17 protein-coding genes are annotated in these 17,611 nt (G+C 32.0%); 6 read left to right on the top strand and 11 right to left on the bottom strand.

Annotated elements, in window-relative coordinates; translation table 11 throughout:
* Positions 1-168: 168 nt before the first annotated feature.
* The 10 genes from RB618_RS21355 to RB618_RS21400 form a co-directional block, all read right to left on the bottom strand.
* Positions 169-957 (bottom strand): RNA methyltransferase, encoded by a 789-nt coding sequence (locus RB618_RS21355; protein ID WP_111377924.1) that lies wholly within the window; start codon positions 955-957, stop codon positions 169-171.
* Positions 958-1,139: 182 nt separating this feature from the next.
* Positions 1,140-2,225: a phosphoglyceromutase gene (locus RB618_RS21360; RefSeq protein ID WP_308070656.1), complete on the bottom strand. Its 1,086-nt coding sequence runs from the start codon at positions 2,223-2,225 to the stop codon at positions 1,140-1,142.
* A gap of 113 nt (positions 2,226-2,338) precedes the next feature.
* Complete coding sequence (locus RB618_RS21365) at positions 2,339-3,484, bottom strand: transglutaminase-like domain-containing protein (protein WP_308070657.1); 1,146 nt, start codon at positions 3,482-3,484, stop codon at positions 2,339-2,341.
* A 64-nt stretch (positions 3,485-3,548) separates the two neighbouring features.
* The gene (locus RB618_RS21370) at positions 3,549-4,880 is read right to left on the bottom strand and encodes a DUF58 domain-containing protein (RefSeq protein WP_308070658.1); all 1,332 of its coding nucleotides are present in this window, start codon (positions 4,878-4,880) and stop codon (positions 3,549-3,551) included.
* Between the two features lie 22 nt (positions 4,881-4,902).
* Positions 4,903-5,514: a hypothetical protein gene (locus tag RB618_RS21375; protein WP_308070659.1), complete on the bottom strand. Its 612-nt coding sequence runs from the start codon at positions 5,512-5,514 to the stop codon at positions 4,903-4,905.
* A 172-nt stretch (positions 5,515-5,686) separates the two neighbouring features.
* Positions 5,687-6,700 (bottom strand): MoxR family ATPase, encoded by a 1,014-nt coding sequence (locus RB618_RS21380; RefSeq protein ID WP_308070660.1) that lies wholly within the window; start codon positions 6,698-6,700, stop codon positions 5,687-5,689.
* A gap of 61 nt (positions 6,701-6,761) precedes the next feature.
* Entirely contained in the window at positions 6,762-7,964 is a 1,203-nt protein-coding gene (locus RB618_RS21385) for a DUF4350 domain-containing protein (protein ID WP_308070661.1), read from the bottom strand.
* Positions 7,957-8,733: a DUF4129 domain-containing protein gene (locus tag RB618_RS21390; protein WP_308070662.1), complete on the bottom strand. Its 777-nt coding sequence runs from the start codon at positions 8,731-8,733 to the stop codon at positions 7,957-7,959. Before RB618_RS21390 ends, RB618_RS21385 begins: the two co-directional genes overlap by 8 nt.
* Positions 8,726-9,682 carry a hypothetical protein gene (locus tag RB618_RS21395; protein ID WP_308070663.1) on the bottom strand — a complete coding sequence of 319 codons (957 nt, stop codon included), beginning with the start codon at positions 9,680-9,682 and terminating at the stop codon, positions 8,726-8,728. The genes RB618_RS21390 and RB618_RS21395 overlap by 8 nt, the downstream gene beginning before the upstream one ends.
* A complete protein-coding gene (locus tag RB618_RS21400) occupies positions 9,682-10,659 on the bottom strand; it encodes a stage II sporulation protein M (RefSeq protein ID WP_308070664.1) in 978 nt (325 codons plus the stop codon). Before RB618_RS21400 ends, RB618_RS21395 begins: the two co-directional genes overlap by 1 nt.
* A gap of 20 nt (positions 10,660-10,679) precedes the next feature.
* On the opposite strand from RB618_RS21400, the gene RB618_RS21405 reads away from it, so the two are divergent.
* The 6 genes from RB618_RS21405 (at position 10,680) to RB618_RS21430 (ending at position 16,435) form a co-directional block, all read left to right on the top strand.
* Positions 10,680-11,423: an RDD family protein gene (locus RB618_RS21405; protein ID WP_308070665.1), complete on the top strand. Its 744-nt coding sequence runs from the start codon at positions 10,680-10,682 to the stop codon at positions 11,421-11,423.
* A 108-nt stretch (positions 11,424-11,531) separates the two neighbouring features.
* Entirely contained in the window at positions 11,532-12,383 is an 852-nt protein-coding gene (locus RB618_RS21410) for a hypothetical protein (protein ID WP_308070666.1), read from the top strand.
* Positions 12,384-12,468: 85 nt separating this feature from the next.
* On the top strand, positions 12,469-13,071 hold the full coding sequence (locus tag RB618_RS21415; RefSeq protein WP_308070667.1) for a trimeric intracellular cation channel family protein: 603 nt from the start codon (positions 12,469-12,471) through the stop codon (positions 13,069-13,071).
* Positions 13,072-13,073: 2 nt separating this feature from the next.
* Positions 13,074-14,021 (top strand): FemAB family protein, encoded by a 948-nt coding sequence (locus tag RB618_RS21420; RefSeq protein ID WP_308070668.1) that lies wholly within the window; start codon positions 13,074-13,076, stop codon positions 14,019-14,021.
* Positions 14,018-15,160 carry a DegT/DnrJ/EryC1/StrS family aminotransferase gene (locus tag RB618_RS21425; RefSeq protein ID WP_308070669.1) on the top strand — a complete coding sequence of 381 codons (1,143 nt, stop codon included), beginning with the start codon at positions 14,018-14,020 and terminating at the stop codon, positions 15,158-15,160. The genes RB618_RS21420 and RB618_RS21425 overlap by 4 nt, the downstream gene beginning before the upstream one ends.
* Positions 15,161-16,435: an O-antigen translocase gene (locus RB618_RS21430; RefSeq protein ID WP_308070670.1), complete on the top strand. Its 1,275-nt coding sequence runs from the start codon at positions 15,161-15,163 to the stop codon at positions 16,433-16,435.
* Here RB618_RS21430 and RB618_RS21435 read toward each other — a convergent pair.
* Positions 16,432-17,568, bottom strand: a complete 1,137-nt coding sequence (locus RB618_RS21435; RefSeq protein WP_308070671.1) for a glycosyltransferase — start codon at positions 17,566-17,568, stop codon at positions 16,432-16,434. The two genes, RB618_RS21430 and RB618_RS21435, sit on opposite strands and share 4 nt — an antisense overlap.
* Positions 17,569-17,611 lie beyond the last annotated feature (43 nt).

Consider the following 17,611-nt stretch of genomic DNA (forward strand, 5'->3'; position numbering starts at 1 on the left):
GTTCAAGTACTAAAAATAAGAATTAGTTTGAACATACGCAAGGCTTTGCTATTGTAGATTTTAGAGTGCAGATTTTGGATTTTTGCAGGAATAAATTCCAATTTTTTTAAATTCCAAATTCCAAAATCTAAAGGAGCAAATCAACTTTAGAAAATCTAAAATCTAAAATCAGAACCCTCTTTGTCTTTTCGCTTCAAAAATTAGAATTGCAGCAGCAACAGAAACGTTCATGCTGTCGATTTCGCCCTGCATTGGGATAATGATATTTTGAGTTGCCTCATCACGCCATTGCTGGGTTAAGCCCGTTGCTTCTGTGCCGACAACAAGAGCGGTTGGAGTAGTAAAGTTTTGTGTATGATATGAAGTCGAATTTTGTAAAGTGGCACTGTAGAAATTGATTTTTTTTTCTTTTAAAAAAGCAATAATTTCTTCGGATGTTCCAGTTGCGATTTGGTTGGTAAAAAGACATCCAACGCTAGATCGCACAATATTCGGATTATATAAATCGCTTTTTGGATTGGCGATCAAAACTGCGTCTAAATTGGCAGCATCCGCAGTACGTAAAACAGCACCAATATTTCCTGGTTTTTCTAAAGATTCGACCACTAAAATCAACGGATTATCGGATAATTTTAAATCAGATAATTTTAATGATTTGGTTTTAGCAACAGCAAGAATTCCTTCTGTTGTATCGCGATACGCTAGTTTTTGGTAAACTTCTTTATTGATTTCGATAATCTGAAACGGATTCTGAATCAGTTTATTGATTTCTGATTCTGAAACTAATTCTGGTAAGAATAAAACCGTTTCGATTTCGTAACCGCCTTTTATGGCTAATGAAATTTCGCGTTGTCCTTCAATCAAAAACGTTCCGGTTTGTTTTCTGGCTTTGGCTTTTTCTTGAAGTAAAACCAAAGATTTGATAAACGGATTTTGAACTGAAGTAATTTGTTTCATTTTTTTAAGGCTCAAAGTTGCAGAGGGGCAAAGGTACAGAGTTTTTTTCTTCCTGCAAGGTTTTTAAATCCTTGTAGGTTTGAAACGATATTTCTTTCGCCACGAATTCCACGAATTTTCACGAATTATAATTTAGTCAAAAGAAATTAGTGAAAATTCGTGGAATTCGTGGCGAAAAAAAACTATTTCTCAAAAACTTCTTTAATCTCAGTTTCAACAGGATGATCGGTTTTGAAATCATATCCCATTAATTTTGCTAAAGTTTGAGCAAATTGTTTTTGATAAAATTGAGAATTTGTTTTGATTTCGCCTTTTGGAGTAATTTCTGGACCCATTGCAGCAAACCAAATTTCTGAAGCACCCGGAACATCAGAGCCGTGATCTGTCCATTGTGCTTTTACTTTGTCTCCACGTCCGTGATCGACAGTTATGAAAAGAGTTGTTTTGTTTTTGTATTGCGGATCGTTTTGAACAAAATTCCAAATTTCCTGAATCCATTTGTCAACTTGATTGGCAGCGTCCAAATACGAACGATATTGTGCATGATGTGCCCATTCGTCAGTTTCACCATAAGCGATATAAAGTACTTTTGGTTTTTTATTTTTTAGCTCGTCTAAAGTTTGATAATGCGTAAAAACATCTAAACATTCATCCATGTGAAATGGTTTATATGAGTTATCGCGCATCTCATTTAATAAGTGCTGAGCTGCTGTTGGTTTATTTCCACCCACTTTATCAAAGGCAGAAATTACAGGAAACCCGCTTCTTTCTTCATTTAAAATTCTGTCGAAAGCATCCCATGCGCCAAAAGCGGCAACTTTTCCTTTCAGTTTAGACTGTTTATTTAAAAATTCTAAAACATTTACATTTGGATTGGCTTTGTAACCGTTTGAGTTGACTTTTACATCTACATTTCCAGTCATGATTTCACTATAGCCAGGATAACTAAACCAATACGGATTAGCAACATCAACTTTGTTTCCTAAGTCTCTATTGCCATAAATTTGACCTTTAGTAGCAATTTCAGACCAGAAAAAAGGCATTAATTTTTTGCGTGCTTCTTTTATATCAGCGTCAGCATATTTTTTATAAATGTAAGCGCTGTCTCCTTGATTGAATTTTTTATCATTGGCAATTGCAGGATCAATTCCTTTAAAAACTTCCTGCCATCTAAAGCCATCAGTAGTAATGATAATGATGTTTTCTGTTTTTTGCGCTTGAGATTGAATGCCTAATAAAACGAATAGAATTAGAATTGTTTTTTTCATTGCAGATAAATTTGAAATACGATTCAAAACTAAGTAATTTAATAAAACGATTTTTACTCGATGACAGAATGTAACTATAAATTAATAGATAGATAAAAAAGCTTGTAAAAGATTTATTTCGTTGGCTTAGCCCAAAATAAATTCGGATTATTTGTCTTGTAGCTTATAGTTTTTACATTTGTTTTAGTATTCGTGGACTCTGTTTTTTGTGGAGTTTGTTCAATTCCGTCTAATGGCAAAAGTTCAACATATGCGATTTCTTTTCCATCTTTCACGGTTTCAGTGTCATATTCACTGTAAACAGGAGTTTTTAGTCGGTATAAATTTTTAGCCATATAAGTTTCCAGATAGTATTCTTTAGTCTGCGTGGCTTTGTTATTCCAATTTGCTTCGGGATTTAAAATTAATGTTTTTCCGTTAATCAATCTTTCTCTTACTTCTTGAATTCCAAGTAATTCTCCTTTCTCATTCATAACATAAGCATCGAAAGTAGGATCAATCCAGATCCATTTTTTAAATTCGTTGCTGTAAACCATGTTAATTACGTGACAATCATCAAAATCAGTTTCTTTTGGCATACAAGTAATATATCTAGATTTTATCCCCATAGCTAAATAGCATTCATTAAGAATTGTTGCCATCATTCTACAATTAAGACCGCGATTTTCGGTTTTGCATATTTTTATTAAATCGATTGCATTTCTTAGCGTTGGATTATAACTGCTTCCATCATGTCTAATTATTTTATGCACCCAATGAAGTAAATTAAGAATTTGAGAAGTTTCGCTTCCAGTTCCAGCAATTGAATCCAATTTTAAATCTTTTCTGATTTTCATTAGATTTGGATTCTCCATTGATTGATAAGTAAATTCAGGAATAAATCTATTGTCTAAATAATTATATTTAGCTGCTTTTTTTAGTATTTCTAAGCGAGATGTAGCGGCTTTATACTTGATTTGTGTATAGGCTTTTACAGAATCATTAAGTAAAATCACAAAATCAAATTGTGTATTTTTTTTAATTTTTACTGAGATAGAATCTTTATCAGTAATAAAAGTGACTTTTTTTCCTAATGATGATGTTTCGTATACATCTGGATTTAGTTGAGGAGAAATATTCCAAGATTGTTTTTTGTATGTTTTACCATCTCTAATATCAAGTTTTTTTGATATTGCTTTTATGGTTGGAATATTTTGTTGGCCAATAACTAACTGTGCAAAAAAGATAAAAAATAGGAGAAGAGTGATTTTTGATTTCATTATTTTGATTTTTGATTGAGAATAGTATTTTGATCGAAATGCAACAAACTTGAAAATAAATAAGCTATAAAATCCCTCTCGACTTAATCTCCAAATATTTATTAATGGCGTCAAGCGTAAGATTTTCTGGTTGTGTTAAGACAGAATGGATTCCGTATTTCTTCAATTCGTTTACAATTAATCGTTTCTCGAACATGAATTTTTCGGCAATTACTTTGTCATAAACTTCCTGAATTGTAGTTGTTTTTTTATTGATAATACCGTTTAGTTCTGTATTGCTAAAGAAAACCACAACCAATAAATGGCTTTTGGCAATTCCTTTTAAATAAGGCAATTGTCGATTTAGACCGTCCATTGTTTCAAAATTGGTATACAGAATAATTAAACTTCTCTGATTGATATTTTTCTTAATATCAACATACAATCTACTGTAATCACTTTCGAAGAAATCGGTTTTTATATTGTACAAAGTTTCGAGAATCTTTTGCATCTGTGAACCTCTTCTTTCGGCAAAAACTCTGTTTTCTACTTTTTTAGAAAAAGAAAAAAGTCCAGCTTTATCTTGTTTTTTCAGAATCACATTAGACAAAACCAAAGAAGAGTTAATAGCATAATCCAATAAACTTAATCCGTCAAAAGGCATTTGCATCACACGTCCTTTATCGATTGCCATATAAACCGATTGCGATTTTTCGTCCTGAAACTGATTCACCATCAACGAATTTCTTTTTGCTGTAGCTTTCCAGTTTAAAGTTCGTAAATCATCGCCTTGAACATATTCTTTAATCTGCTCAAATTCCATTGTGTGGCCAATTCGGCGTATTTTTTTAATTCCGTATTGAAATAAATTATTCGAAAAAGCAATCAAATCGTATTTTCTTAACTGAATATAAGATGGATAGGTTGGAACCATTTGACCATTATCGAAAAGAAATCTTCTCGAAATCAATTTTAATGGCGAAGAAACATAGATGTTTAAAGAGCCGAAATGATATTCTCCACGTTCTGTTGGACGAAGATCATAACCAATTTCTTTTTGCGTTGCCGCTTTTATTGTTTTTACGATTTTGAAATCGCGAACTTGAAATTGAAACGGAATCTCATCAATAATTTTAACCGAAATGGGAAAAGTGTAATGGTTTTTTAAATTAATCTTTATCGGATTTAAATCTCCGTTTGATAATTTTTCGGGTGTAATTCTTTCAGCTTCAAGTCCAGTTCTTGCTAAATACAAAAGCAATACATCAAGGCCTAAAAAAGTAATTAAACCTAAGACTAGCAGCCAAACTGCGTGGTACATATTCGGAAAAATAAAAGCACAGATAAACAATCCTATAATGCTAATGAGCACATAGAAAAAGAAATTGTTCAGATATAGACTTTTTATGAATTTCAAGTTTTCTCGGTTTTATGTTTTTCTAATAAATTTTGGTGAACTCATTAAAATCAAAGCCTTCTAAAGAAGCTATTTTCCAGACTCCGTTTTCTTTAATGGTTTTCACTTTATATTTAAAATCACCTTCCCAAGACCAAGTCCAATCAAAAGAAGCTTTATCGTTTTCAATCTTCAGATGATTAATCGTCATTGTTTTCCAAAAATTTTCTGGATTATCTTGGCAATTGCACCACGGATTAGAATCGCTTCCAAAAGGAGGTAATTCTCCTTCAAACCATTCAATCTTTTTTGTTTTAAGATTAGAATCTATTCGTAAAGCAATTTTATTGTAATTGTCTAAAAACTGCTGCGAAAAGAAATTGGTTCTCTTTAGTTCTTCCAGTCTTTTTTTATGCGAGTTTAAATCTAAGCCAATGTATTTGTCTCCTTTTTTATTCGAAAGAGGGTTGAAGTCATTGTTGCTGTTTTTCGTTTCTACCCATTCGTATAGTTTTTTTACTAAAGATTCAATTTCCTGTTTGTCATTTTTGAAATAAAAAGAATCTTTCTTGTCTTTTAAAAAAGCAGCATTTGATGGCTGAAAAGCAATCAACAATAGTAGGGAGAACGATATAAGAAGTTTAGACGGTTTCAAATTTTTTTTAGTTTTTATTGTTTCAAGTTTCAGGTTTCAAGTTTGCTCTTCTTTGTCAGGCTGAGCGGAGTCGAAGCCCGTTGTGCCCTTCGACTTCGCTCAGGGTGACAATTGAGATGTACAAAGTTTTTACTTTCAAGTTTGTCCACCATTCACCATTCATAATTTATAATTATCTCGGAATTTCTACCGTTTCAATAATCTGTTTAATAATTTCTGAGCTTGTAAGTCCTTCCATTTCACGTTCTGGCGCTACGATGACGCGGTGCTGTAACACTGGAATTGCAGCTTCTTTAATGTCTTCTGGCGTTACGAAATCGCGTCCGCGGATTGCAGCAAAACCTTTTGAAGCATTCAAAATAGCGATCGAAGCACGAGGCGAAGCTCCTAGATATAAAAAGGCATTTTCGCGTGTGTTTACCACAATTCTAGCAATATATTCTAATAAGTTTTGTTCAACCCTAATTTGTTTTACCAAACCTTGATATTCTTTGATTTCCTCAGCAGAAAGAATGGTTTTAATGGCATCTAGTTTTCCATGATCTTGCAATGAATGTTCTCTCTGAATAATTAGAATCTCTTCATTAAGTTTTGGATAATCAATTGTGATTTTAAAAAGAAAACGATCTAATTGCGCTTCAGGCAAGCGATAAGTTCCTTCTTGCTCTATAGGATTCTGAGTTGCAATTACCAAAAACGGAGCTTCCAATTGATAAGCTGAACCGTCAATTGTAATTTGGCGTTCTTCCATTACTTCAAAAAGTGCGGCTTGTGTTTTTGCAGGAGCACGGTTAATCTCATCAATTAAAATCAGATTAGAAAAAATTGGGCCTTTTTTGAATTCAAATTCTGAATTTTTTAGATTAAAAATAGATGTTCCCAAAATATCTGAAGGCATTAAGTCTGGCGTAAACTGGATTCTGCTGAAACCAATATTTAAGGTTTTAGCCAATAATTTAGCTGTAATTGTTTTGGCAACTCCAGGAACACCTTCTAAAAGTACGTGACCGTTTGACAAAATAGCAACCAAAAGCTGATCTACCATTTTGTGCTGTCCTACGATTACGGTTTCGATTTCTTTTTTGATCGTGTTTACGTGATCCAAAAGCGGTCCTAAATTGATTCTCGTTTCAAAATTCACATTTTCATTTGTGATTTCGCTTGATGTTGTATTGATGTCGTCCATAATTGGTATGTTTTTTTATTTTTTTGCCACTCCCGATAGCTAGAGGGAATAGCTAAATAAATTAATGTAAAATCTTTTCTATTGCTGCGTTTATTTTAATCAAATCTTCTTCAAGACTTCCGTGATAACTATTTCGGTGGTCATTAATTAACTGAACCACATCGCGAATATCTTTTTCATCTTTTCCGGTTTTGTAATGCAATTTCATTATAAAATCATCGTCTAGTTTGCTGGTGTCAAGCAAATAATCAGTTCTGATTTTTTCTAAAAAGTAAATAATCTTTTTATCAATAATATTGGTATGATCGCCCTCCTGATAATATAAATTTCCAATTGTTTTGGTAAAATCAACGGTGAGATTTTCCAACGGTTTTATGATCGGAACAACTCGCTGTTTGCGTTTTGCATTAAAAATCATAAAAATAAGAATTCCAAGTAAGCCTAAATACCAAGCCGATTTTAAAGCGGGCTGACTCCAGATATAACGCATTGGAGAGCTTGAAATTCGTTTATCGTTAAAAGTTTTATTGTACCAGAAAATATTTCCTTTCGGGATATAAGAAAGAACATTTTCGGCATACTGATAATAATTTTTTTTGAGCAGATTATAATTGGTAAAAGCCACTGGCTGCGTATGCAGATAGAGATAGCCATTTTTATAAGGAACTTCAATAAAATTGACTTGTCTTTTGTTTTTACTGCTGATTTGATATCCTAGAACTTTTGTGTTTAAAGTGTCTATTTTAGAAAAATAATCGTTTAAACCAGTATTAAAAGTATATTTTTTTGCGCTTGTTTTTTTGTTTGCCATCCAAACCGAAATGCTGTCATTGGGCATGAAATCGGTTTTTAGTTCTATTTTTAAAGAATCTAGCAGCACTTTCGGGAATACTTTCATACTTAGGAAAGCATTGTTTCCGTGAGAAACAAAATATAGAATTTCTTTCATAGATTGATCATCAATATTGTCAGCTTCAGAAATATTAATGAAAGTTCCTTTGATTTTATAGGTTTCTACATTTTCTCTTGCATCATATTGAGAATCCAAATATTCGTAAGGAGTTTGAGTAGAAATTCTTTCTATTTTCTGTTTAAAAAGCCCATCGGCTTCCTGATCAAAAACATATAATCCGAAAGGGATTTTATCTTCAACAGAATACGTTGGAGTCCAATCAATAGGTTTTGGCTGTCCTTTGTCTACGAGTAATGTTATTCCGAAAATTAAAACCAGAATAGCAATGTATATTTTAACTTTATTATCCATTGCCAAAGGTTTTTAATGCTTTTTTAAATCGGTTTTCTGTTTTTCTGAATGTTGTATCGTCAATTTCAAATTCACCATACCAAATATAATTGTACAGATAAGAAAGATAAGTAAACTCTTCTTTGTGAGCAGGATTATGCAGTTCGTACAAATAATCGGAATTGGTTTTTTCAATATCCCATTCAATATAATGATGCTGCGCCATTACTTTCAAAAGCCATAAATAATAATATCGCACGGCAATTCTTTTTTCGCCAGCTTCGATGCTTTCTTTAATAAGTTTTTCAAAATCTAAAAGATGGATATTTTTCTCGGCATCAGAATAAAACAAAGCTCTTTTGTCGGCATTCTTTCCGAAAATCCATCTTCCTTCTCGTTTAATTAATGCCTTGACTATAAAATAAATCAAGGTAATAACCACTACAATGGCAATTATTCTAAATAAAATAGAAATTAAATCGAGAGACGTTTTTACGCTGCTAAAATTAAATAAGTTGGCAATTTGTCTAGCGAGCCAATGCTTAAAGTGATCCCACCAGTTTTTTTCGGGTTCTTTGTATTTGTAGACAAAATCTTTATCGGTATATTTTTTCTTGAAGTTCTTTTCAAAATGTCTGGCTTCTACAGCTCCAGAATCTACTTTGATATCTTTTTCGGTATACTTAATTCCAACAATTTTTGGAGGATCTTCTTTAACCACCAGAGTATCTTGAGCACACAATGGGTTCAAGCAGAAAAGAAAATATAAAATGATAACAAACCTATTCATTTGTAGTATCTCCGATTAAATCAATTGATTTAGATTCTTGTTTGTCTCCTGAATCAAGACTATAGTAAATCATTCCTTGATTAACTATAATGATGTTGTTAAAAATGTTGCCAAGAATAATTAGCACAATTACAACAATCGTTATAAAGCCTATCAACAAAGGTGAAGGTTCTATAGAGTTTGTATGGTCTGAAGCAGAATTTCCAATTAAATAGGCTAAAGCGATAAACATACCCACAAAGTATAAACACATTGTTATGGCAAACTGAACAAACTGCATTATCATCATAATAATAAAGGTTGTTCCAATTGTGTTCCAAAAATCTAGTTTTATTAAATAGTAGGAGTGTTTCAGAGATTCAAAAAAACGCTTTTCTTCTGTCAGATAACTGTAAAAATGCAGGTTTAAAAAGGTAAATAATGCAGGTAGCGCAATCATAAGCAATGGAATCCCGATAATAATGAAGCACAGAAAAAACAAGATGATCAGTGCAATTATTAAAACCGGAAAAACTAAAAATAAATATCCTATGCTGAATTTTATTAATTTAAAAAGAACTTTAAAAAAACTTGCCGAGACATCATTCAATTCAAAATCTTCTTTGCCAGCTCCGATCATTTTTAAATATAAAACCGGATAAGCATAATTAAACAATGATATAATAAAGAATAAAAGAATGCAGATAAACATCAGTGCCACTACTAATCCTTCATTATGATTGAAATATTCAAGAAGATCATTTTTTAATTGATTGTTTTCAAGACCAGAGTTTTGGATATGTTCAAAATTAACTTTAAGGAGCGTATAAATTACTATTGCAAAAAGAAGTAAAAATGCTCCATTTGCAATAAAAAAAATCTTGAAAAAGTTCTTTCCGTAATTTTTGAAAAAAGTAAAAGTGTCGCCTAGATTATCGCCTAATTGTCTTTTTCTGTAAAGCTCGAACATTATAAATGAATTGGTTTTGAAGTTATTTTTTTGTGTACTATAAAAGGATATATTAAGTAATAAAACGAAATTATTGCCAATGTCAATAAAATAATAAAACTACTTAGCCAATTGGGCATATCGATAGAATATCGTGTAATAAAACCTTCTAAAAATCCTGCGCTTATGGTAAACGGAAAAGTGCTTAAGAATATTTTAAAGCTGTTTTTGAAACCGATTTTAAATGAATTTAACCTAGAAAAAGTTTTAGGAAATAGGATAGAAGCTCCTAAAATAAAACCCGCTGTAGTTTCAATAACAATGGCAAAAATCTCCATAGAACCGTGAATCCAGATGCCTCGAACACTTTTCCAGAAAACGCCTTGTTCGTAGAAAAAATATTGAAAAGAACCCAGCATAATACAGTTTTGAAGAAAAACATTAAAAGTTCCGATTCCTGCAAAGATTCCGTAGAAATAACATCTGGCGCCAACAAAAAGATTATTGACCGTAATGCCAATAAAGCTTCCCCAATTGCTGCCCGAACCATACACGGCCATCGGATTGCCTTTTTTGATGTTTTGTAAAGTCATATTTACATAGTCATCGCCTAAAATCAGACGTACAAAATCGCGATCGTAACGAGCAGAAAGAACTCCGATAGAAACGGTCACAAAAAATAAGGCAAACGCATAAACCAAATACCTTCTGTATTCGTAAACCAATAAAGGGACTTCGATTTTAAAGAAATCTACTAGGCGATTCTGATCGGTTCGTTTGGTTTTGTAAATTTTTTGATAAATCTGAGAGGCAAGATGATTGAGATACACAACCGTTTTACTTTTAGGATAATACGTTTGAGCATACGACAAATCATTCATCATTTGAATGTACAAATTAGCTAATTCATCAGGATTTTTTTTAGCTTTACCAAAAATTGCCAGCTCAAACTCGAGCCATTTTTCTCTGTTTTGTTTTATAAAGGCGATTTCTCTCATTGTAGGCTAAAATATGAAATATGTCAGAATTATCTATTAATACGACACAAAATGTCAAAATAAATTTTATCGCTGCTTCTGTAGGTGAAAGGCTAGGTGCTTTTTTTATAGATTTGTTTGTTATAATCTGCTATATAACAGCGCTTTCAATAATACTTTTTGACTGGCTGCAGCTCGATAGATTGATGGTTAATTTGGATGGCTGGTCACGTGGCGCGATTTTCTTATTATTGTATTCTCCAGTTATAGTTTACTCGCTGGTTTTAGAAAGTGTTTTTGAAGGTCAGTCTCTTGGCAAAAAAATATTGAAAATAAAAGTGGTAAAAATTGATGGTTATCAAGCAGGTTTTGGAGACTATTTAATTCGCTGGTTTTTTAGGGTAATTGACTTTTTTACGTTCTTCGGACTTCCGGGACTTATTGCTGTTATTACAAGCCAGAAATCACAGCGATTGGGAGATATGGCAGCAGGAACAGCGGTTATTACATTGAAGAATAAAATTAATATCAGCCATACTATTCTGGAAGAAATAGGTGAATCTTATGTGCCAACGTATCCTTTGGTAATCAAGCTTTCAGACAATGATATGCGTATTATTAAGGAAACCTATCAAAAAGCAGCAGCTAAAAATGATCATGAAGTTATTTACAAACTGGTTGCTAAAATTGAAAGTGTAACTGGTATTAAAAATCAATCGGGAAACAATAGCGATTTTATCCGTGTAATTTTAAAAGATTATAATTTTTACACACAAAACATGTGATTTTTTTTCTTTGAACAATTGTTGAGTTTTTCTGGTTTTTGCTGATAATTTTTTAGAATTTCTTCGTAAATTTATATATAGATAATTAATTCATAAATTTCCAAACAAATGAAAATTACAAAGCCTTTTCTCGTATTATTAGTACTATTATCTGCTTGCGTTAGTTTTGCTCAAAGCGGAAAAAAATTAGATAAAATTATAAAAAGAGATTATCAGATTATTGAATGTACGGTTCTAAAAATGTCTGATAAAACAGTAGAATATTCACTTCCTGGTGAAACGGTTCAAATTTCGCTAGACGTTTCGCAGATTGCCAGAATTGATTTTGCTAGCGGAAGATCTCAAACCTTTGATGTCTCTGCAAATGCAAGCATTGCCCCTCAAAGCAGTTCTCAAAATGTAGCAAGTGCAGATATGAAACACAATACAATCGCAGTATTGCCAGTTCCTTATGTAAATGCAGATAATCAGCAAGGCTCTGAGGATATGGCAAAATTTGCTCAAAACGATTTGTACAATAAATTGTTAGATAAATCATCTAATATTTTTCCGCTGACAGTTCAGGATTTAAGAACTACAAACAGTTTGTTGCATAAAGCAGGAATTGACCACAATAATATTGACGAAACGCCAATAGAAGATCTTGAAAAAATATTAGGAGTTGATAATATTGTGGCCGCAAAAGTTTCATACACAATTGGAACCGGTACTACGGCTACCACATATAACAGTGGAAACGCGAAAGTGAGCAATAATGATAAAAAAGTAACAACAAGCGATATTTCTACAACAACAGCAAACAATCAGACGTATTATTACTATACGGTTTATTTTGATATGTATAGAAATGCCGATAAAATCTACTCGCAAACCCGTAAACCTTTGTTGGCAGTAAAAGATGGCTGGATGGACTCTATTTCCTATTTGTTAAAAAGAAGTCCGATTTACGTGAAAAAATAAGGAATGTTTTATGAGTGCGAGTTGTTAAGATTATTCGTCACAACTTTGTAACTTTGACCCTTTGCATCTTTGTAACTCAAAAAAAATGTTTCACTTACTTGATATTATTGGGACAATGGCGTTTGCAATGTCAGGCGCCTTGACCGCAATGCACAAAAAATTAGATCCGTTTGGGGTTTTTATCATTGCATTTGTTACTGCCGTTGGAGGCGGAACACTTCGTGATGTCTTAATCGGAAGAACTCCTGTGGGCTGGATGCGCGACATGCAATACGTGTATGTGATCATTTTAGGATTTTTTCTAGCGATTCTTTTCAGAAAAAGCTTCGATAAACTTCGAACTTCATTGTTTCTATTTGATACAATTGGGCTTGGAGTTTTTACTTTAATAGGTCTTGAAAGAGGACTTATAACAGGTCTTCATCCTGCAATTTGTATTGCATTAGGAACAATGACGGCCTGTTTTGGCGGTGTAATTCGAGATATTTTATGCAACGAAATTCCAAACGTTTTTAGAGAAGAGATTTACGCAACCATCTGTATTTTTGGTGGGATCGTTTTTTTTGGATTGCGAAAACTCAATTTAAACGACGACATTTTATATTTAGTTACCTCACTTGTTATTATTGTAATTCGATTAATGGCAGTGAAGTATAAATGGCATTTAAAGGCATTTGATCATAAATAGACATGAAATACACCATAAAAAAGTATTCTCAAGAGGATTATTCAATTTGGAACGATTTTGTCGCTCAGGCTAAGAATGCTACTTTTTTGTTTCATCGCGATTTTATCGAATATCATAAAGATCGTTTTGAAGACTTTTCGCTTTTAGTTTTCGAAGATGAAAAATTGCGAGCTGTTCTTCCCGCCAATAAAAAAGGAAATTCACTCTATTCTCATCAAGGTTTAACTTACGGCGGATTAGTGTTTTTGTCCAAATTGAAAGCAGAAAAAGCAGAATCGATTTTAGATCAAATTTTATTTTTTTTGAAAGAAAATAAACTCGAAACTTTTTATTATAAACCAATTCCAGATTTTTATTTTTCGGAAGGAAATGCTGCACTCGATTTTTTTTTAATGAAAAGAGGGGCAGTTTTAGAACGTAAAGAAATGAATTTGGCGGTTAATTTGATGACTCCTTTGAAGATTTCGAAAAGTAAAATGAAACACTTCAGACGAATCGAAAATCTTGATTTAGATATTTTTGAAGAAGAAAATTTCGATCCGTTTTGGGAGAAAATTTTAGAGCCAAGATTATTAGAAAAATTTGATGTAAAACCTGTTCATTCCAAAGAAGAAATGGCACTTTTGAAATCTAAATTCCCGAAAAACATAAGACAATATTCTGCTTACAGAAATGATGAAATTATAGCGGGAATAACGATTTTTGAAACCAAAAATGTCATAAAATCGCAATATGGCGCTACTTCAAAAATAGGAGAAGAATGTAGGGCGCTAGATTTTTTATTCATCAATCTGATTCATAAATACAAAAGAAAAGGGAAGCATTTTTTTGATATGGGAATTGTGGATGATGAAAATGAACCAGGTTATAATTTGGGGCTTTTGAATCAAAAAGAAGAATTAGGCTGTTCTGTTTACAATCAGGATTTTTATAAAATAGAAATAAAGTGATACCATTTTTAGACCTAAAAAAAATAAACGAGCCTTATGAAGCTGCTTTTCAGGAAAAACTGAAATCGGTTTTAGAAAACGGCTGGTATATTTTGGGAAAAGAAGTGGAAACATTTGAAAAATCCTTTGCGGAATATTGCCAATCAAAATATTGCATTGGAGTAGGAAATGGTTTTGATGCTTTGGTTCTCATTTTTAAAGGTTACATTGCACTTGGAAAACTAAAGAAAGGAGATGAGGTTATTGTTCCAGCTAATACTTATATTGCAAGTATCCTGGCCATTTTAGAAGCCGATTTAGTTCCTGTTTTGATCGAGCCAAGATTAGAAACCTACAATATAAATCCAGAATTAATTCCCGAGAAAATCACTTCAAAAACAAAAGCTATTTTAGCAGTTCACTTATACGGACAATTAGCTGAAATGCAAAAAATAAATGAGATTGCAGAAAAACATGATTTGATTGTCGTAGAAGATGCAGCACAATCTCACGGAGTAAAAATAAATAAATCCCAAAATAAAAATTCCAAATTCCAGAATTACGATGTCACTCTGAGCGGAGTCGAAGAGTCGCAAAGTGCTTCCGCATTTAGTTTTTACCCAGGAAAAAATCTGGGTTGTTTAGGCGACGGCGGAGCCATTACCACAAACGATGAAAAATTAGCAAAAGTTCTTTTTTCGCTCCGAAATTATGGTTCAGAAAAAAAATATCATAACGAATATGTCGGCATAAATTCCAGATTAGACGAACTTCAGGCTGGGTTTTTAAATTTAAAATTACCAAATTTAGATTCAGATAACGAGAAAAGAAGAGCTATTGCAAAACGATATTTATCAGAAATTGAAAATGATAAAATAGTGCTTCCATTTTGGGATCTTTCTCGGAATCATGTTTTCCATTTGTTTGTTATTCGAACAGAAAACAGGGCACATTTACAAGAATGTTTAGCTCAGAACAATATTCAAACCATAATTCATTATCCAATTCCGCCACATCAGCAAAAGGCTTTTTCGCAATGGAATAATTTGTCGTTTCCGATAACTGAAAAGATTCATAGAGAAGTTTTGAGCTTGCCGATAAGTCCCATTATGACAGAATCTGATGTGAATTTTGTGATCAAAACTTTAAACCAATACTAATTGAATTTTTATAGAAAAATAGTTCAAACAAATTTGTTTAAGATTGCTTCTTTAAACAGTTTTAGTGTTGCTTTAAAAATCGGAATCGGTTTAATTACATCCAAAATTCTGGCAATTTTTGTTGGCCCAAGCGGAATGGCTCTGGTTGGAAATCTTCGTAACTTTTTAACTTCATTAGAAAATATTTCCACTTTGGGGTTTCAAAATGGAATCGTAAAATATACCGCTGAAAATGAAAAAAATAAAACCGAACTTGAAAAAATAGTTTCTACGGTTTTTATATGTCTAGTTTTCTTAGCGTTTCTATTAAGTGGCATTTTATTTTTTACAGCTTCTTATTGGAACCAAGAAATTTTTGGAAATAAGACTGAATATTTGATTGTTTTTAAAGTTTTAGCTTTGGTTTTGCCAACTTACGGACTTTCAATTTTTCTAATTGCGGTAATTAATGGTTTGGGCAGATTTAGAAAAGTAATTTGGATTAATATCATTGGGAACATTATTGGTTTATTGACTTCCATTTTTCTGATTTTGCAGTTCAAAACTACCGGAGCTTTGTTGGCAATTGTTATCGCGCCAGCTTTACTGTTTTTTATTACTTTTTATTTGGTTCAAAAAGAGATTCAATTTCTTCAATTCATAAAATTAAAAGCATTCAATTTTAATGTATTGAAAAATCTTTCTTCTTATTCTTTGATGGTGTTGGTTTCGTCTGTTTTAGGACCTTTTGTTTTTCTTGCAATTCGAAATCATATTATTCAGAATTTAGGAATCGAACAAGCAGGATATTGGGAAACTATGACTAGAATTTCGACTTATTATTTAATGTTTGTCAGTACGATTTTGAGTGTTTATTTTCTTCCAAAATTATCTAAAGCTCAAAATGATTCAGAAACCAAAAATGCCTTTTTACAGTATTATAAATTTATACTTCCAATTTTTGTTTTGGGTTTAACGTTGCTATATTTTACTAGATTTTTTATAGTTCAATTGCTTTTTACTAAAGAATTTTTACCTGTAGCCAATTTGTTTTTTTGGCAGCTTTTAGGCGATGTTTTCAAAGTTTGCGCCCTGATTTTGGGTTTTCAGTTTTTTGCTAAAAAAATGACTTCAGCCTTTATCATTGCCGAATTATTTTCGTTTTCGGTCTTATATTTTGCCTGTTTGTATTTTATCAAAATCTTTCAAATCGAAGGCGTTGTAATCGCTTATGCTTTCGATAATTTGGTTTATCTACTGGTTTTGGCGTTTTATTTTAGAAAAATTCTATTCTAATTTTCATTCCACTTCAAAATATACTTTTCTGCAATTTTCTTATAGTGATGATGCTCTTCTATAAAAGCTCTCGCACGTTTTCCAATCGCCATAATTTCATCTGGATTTTCAATTAAAAAAGACAATTCATTTACCAAATACTCAAGGTCTGGAATAGCATTTATACAGACTTTTTTTGAAAGATTGTAATGCGAAATAAATTCGGTTTCTGCGCCTGTAAAAACAACTTTTCCTTTTGCCATAGCTTCCAATGCATTATAACCCTGATCGTAAGCGTAAATTTGGTCCAATAAAATATGGGAACGATTATAAAGATTTATGTATTCGGAATAAGGAACGCTTCTAACGGTGATTATTTCTACTTTTTCAGCATATTTTTCTTGAATAATTTCTAGAGCTTTTTCAAAATAATCATTTCCTTTTTTTATGTAATTATCATTATTAATTCCATGAAAAATAATGATTTTGTCATCAATATTCAGCGATTCAAATAGTAATTTATCAATGTTTATTGGGTTTGGAATTAATCCTAAATATTTACTATTTCCTTGTAGCGGAAGATGATAATCAAAATCGGAAGCAATTATTCCGTGACAGTTTTTGTAAATAAACTGATGCAGTTTGAAGAATGCTTTTTCACGAAATTTCAGAACGTTTCCAAAAGACTTTTTATCGATTTTATGATTAAGATATAACGGAATTACAGATTTAAAATCGGGATTTTCGAAGCAATATTTCACATTCAAATAATCGTAGCCACAGCTCAATAAATAAAGCTTTTGATTGTTTTTTGAAAGATGTGAAATAATTTTTTTTTCAAAGTAAGGCTGGCATTCAAAACTGTTTTCGTTGATTAACTGCACAACATCAAAACCAGAACATTGCTTTTTGAATTTTAAAAATTGGCAATATGTAAAAAATGAACTTATATCAAAGCCAAACAATTTATAAAGGGCAACTTTTGCTTTTTTCAACAATCCCGAGTCCCATTTTTTTTGGATAGGAAAATCGACAGGAAAGTTTTTAAAGCCATCTTTTCGACCGACAATAAAAACTTCATGTCCTAAAGCCTGTAAACCATCTTTTAGAGAATTGTGCAAATGGCTGTATTCGCCTACCAATAATACTTTCATTAATGTGTATATTTGACAAATATATTTACTTTTTTGGTTAAAA

The organism is Flavobacterium sp. LHD-85, assembly GCF_030929595.1.
Lineage (GTDB): Bacteria > Bacteroidota > Bacteroidia > Flavobacteriales > Flavobacteriaceae > Flavobacterium.

Excerpts from the sequence above, each read along its gene's own strand:
- RB618_RS21355 (WP_111377924.1), bottom strand. The coding sequence starts at position 957 with ATGAAACAAATTACTTCAGTTCAAAATCCGTTTATCAAATCTTTGGTT.
- RB618_RS21360 (WP_308070656.1), bottom strand. The coding sequence starts at position 2,225 with ATGAAAAAAACAATTCTAATTCTATTCGTTTTATTAGGCATTCAATCT.
- RB618_RS21365 (WP_308070657.1), bottom strand. The coding sequence starts at position 3,484 with ATGAAATCAAAAATCACTCTTCTCCTATTTTTTATCTTTTTTGCACAG.
- RB618_RS21380 (WP_308070660.1), bottom strand. The coding sequence starts at position 6,700 with ATGGACGACATCAATACAACATCAAGCGAAATCACAAATGAAAATGTG.
- RB618_RS21385 (WP_308070661.1), bottom strand. The coding sequence starts at position 7,964 with ATGGATAATAAAGTTAAAATATACATTGCTATTCTGGTTTTAATTTTC.
- RB618_RS21390 (WP_308070662.1), bottom strand. The coding sequence starts at position 8,733 with ATGAATAGGTTTGTTATCATTTTATATTTTCTTTTCTGCTTGAACCCA.
- RB618_RS21395 (WP_308070663.1), bottom strand. The coding sequence starts at position 9,682 with ATGTTCGAGCTTTACAGAAAAAGACAATTAGGCGATAATCTAGGCGAC.
- RB618_RS21400 (WP_308070664.1), bottom strand. The coding sequence starts at position 10,659 with ATGAGAGAAATCGCCTTTATAAAACAAAACAGAGAAAAATGGCTCGAG.
- RB618_RS21405 (WP_308070665.1), top strand. The coding sequence starts at position 10,680 with ATGTCAGAATTATCTATTAATACGACACAAAATGTCAAAATAAATTTT.
- RB618_RS21410 (WP_308070666.1), top strand. The coding sequence starts at position 11,532 with ATGAAAATTACAAAGCCTTTTCTCGTATTATTAGTACTATTATCTGCT.
- RB618_RS21415 (WP_308070667.1), top strand. The coding sequence starts at position 12,469 with ATGTTTCACTTACTTGATATTATTGGGACAATGGCGTTTGCAATGTCA.
- RB618_RS21420 (WP_308070668.1), top strand. The coding sequence starts at position 13,074 with ATGAAATACACCATAAAAAAGTATTCTCAAGAGGATTATTCAATTTGG.
- RB618_RS21435 (WP_308070671.1), bottom strand. The coding sequence starts at position 17,568 with ATGAAAGTATTATTGGTAGGCGAATACAGCCATTTGCACAATTCTCTA.